The 1,985-nt window shown below is 71.4% G+C and carries 3 protein-coding genes; 1 reads left to right on the top strand and 2 read right to left on the bottom strand.

The window, feature by feature from the left end; translation table 11 throughout:
- The coding region (locus AC27IQ_RS23330; protein WP_487090974.1) for a 3-hydroxybutyrate oligomer hydrolase family protein at nucleotides 1–630 on the top strand (630 nt) is incomplete at its 5' end.
- A gap of 130 nt (nucleotides 631–760) precedes the next feature.
- On the opposite strand, the gene cysC is transcribed toward AC27IQ_RS23330, so the two are convergent.
- Both cysC and hemH read right to left on the bottom strand, forming a co-directional pair.
- A complete protein-coding gene (cysC, locus tag AC27IQ_RS23335) occupies nucleotides 761–1,333 on the bottom strand; it encodes an adenylyl-sulfate kinase (protein WP_284428743.1) in 573 nt (190 codons plus the stop codon).
- Nucleotides 1,334–1,359: 26 nt separating this feature from the next.
- Nucleotides 1,360–1,985: ferrochelatase (gene hemH / locus AC27IQ_RS23340; RefSeq protein WP_487090975.1), on the bottom strand; the 626-nt coding region annotated here is incomplete at its 5' end.

Here is a 1,985-nt window from a genome sequence, read left to right on the forward strand (position 1 = left end):
GTGCCGCCCTCGGCGGGCGTGCAGCTCGTCAACAACCGCAGCCTGGGCGGCGCCACGCGCGACGTGCTGTCGCAGAGCGCCACCGGCGCGCGCGACTGGAACCTGAGCGGCGCGCTGTGCCTGCGCAACCTCGTGACGGGCACCGACGACGCGGCGCAGCGGCTGCAGGCCGGCGTGGACGAAACCCGCCGCAGCGGCAACCTGCGCGGCAAGCCCGCCATCATCGTGCACGGCCGCTCGGACGCCCTGCTGCCGGTCAACCACACCTCCCGCCCCTATGCGGCGCTGAACCGCCGGGTGGAAGGCGCGTCCAGCCGCCTGCGCTACATCGAGGTGACGAACGCACAGCATTTCGACAGCTTCATCGGCCTGACCGGCGTGCTGCCGGGCTACGACACGCGCTACATCCCGCTGCACGTGTACCTGAACCGTGCGCTCGACGCCATGTACGACCACCTCGCCAACGGCACCGCCTTGCCCGCCAGCCAGGTGGTGCGCACGGTGCCGCGCGGCGGCCAGCCGGGCAGCGCGCCCGCGATCACGGCGGCCAACGTGCCGGCCATCGCCGCCACGCCGGTGAACGGCAATGCCATCACCGTGACCAGCGGCGCGATCAGCGTGCCGGAGTGAGCGGGGCTGCACTGCGGCCCGTGGCGGGTGGCCCGTGTCGCATGCGGCCACAGGTTTGCTATTGAATCAATAGCATGATGCCGGCGATTTGATTGCGCTGAAGGCCTGTCGGGCTGTGTTGCCGGGCCCTTCAGCGCTCGGCGGATCGCGCCGGCCCCTGCGCGGTGGGGGGCGGGCCATGCGTGGCCCACAGCGCCTCGACGCAGGCCTGTACCGAGGCCCCCGCCGTATCGATCTCGAAGTCCGCATCCCGGGGCTCGTCGTAGGCCCCGCCCACGCCGGTGAACCCCGGCAACTGGCCGGCCCGCGCCCGCGCATACAGGCCCTTGGGGTCCCGGGCCTCGCACACGGCCAGGGGCGTGCGGACCCACACCAGGCGGCAGCGGTCCTCGCCCACGATCTGGCGCATCCGCTGGCGGTCGCTCTCCTGGGGCGAGATCAGGGCGGCGACCACCCACAGCCCGGCCTCGTTGAACAGGCGCGCCACCTCGGCCGTGCGTCGGATGTTCTCGCTGCGGTCGGCGGCGCTGAACCCGAGCGAGGCGTTCAGGCCGCCGCGCAGCACATCGCCGTCCAGCACCGTGCAGGCGATGCCGCGGGCCTGGAGCCGGCTGGCGAAGGCCTGCGCCAGCGTCGTCTTGCCCGCGCCCGACAGGCCGGTGAACCACAGCGTGCGGGTGGCGGAAGGGGCGGAAATCTGCATGGCGGGCCGTCCGTGCTCGGCGTGCCTCAGTGCGTGTCCCAGCCCTGCAGGTGCTGCTGGGCGATCTGGCTGAGGCCGGTGATCCAGGCGTTGTCGTCGTTCATGCAGGGGATGTAGCGGAACGCCTGGCCGCCCGCGTGCAGGAATGCCTCGCGCGCTTCCTGGTTGATTTCCTCCAGGGTTTCCAGGCAGTCGCAGGGAAAGCCCGGGCACATCACGTCCACGCTGCGCGTGCCGGACTGGGCCATCTGGATCAGCGTGGGCTCGGTGTAGGGCTCCAGCCAGCGGGCCTTGCCGAACCGCGACTGGAAGGTCACCCGGTACTGCTCGGGCGAGAGGCCCAGGGCCTGCGCCACCAGCGTGGCGGTGGTCAGGCATTCCTGCTGGTAGGGGTCGCCCAACTGCACGTTGCGCGCGGGAATGCCGTGAAAGCTCATCACCAGTTGCTCGGCCCGGCCACCCTCGCGCTTCCAGTGCGCGCGCACGCTTTGCGCCAGGGCCTGGATGTAGCCCGGGTGCGCGTGATAGCTGTTCACGAAGCGAAACTCCAGCAGCCGCCGCTGCCTGCGCGTCCAGGCCTGCACGTCGTCCACCACGCTGGCCGTGGTGGTGGACGAATACTGCGGATACAGCGGCAGCACCAGCACGCGCT

The sequence above is a fragment of the Acidovorax sp. KPB24-07 genome (genome assembly GCF_057543315.1).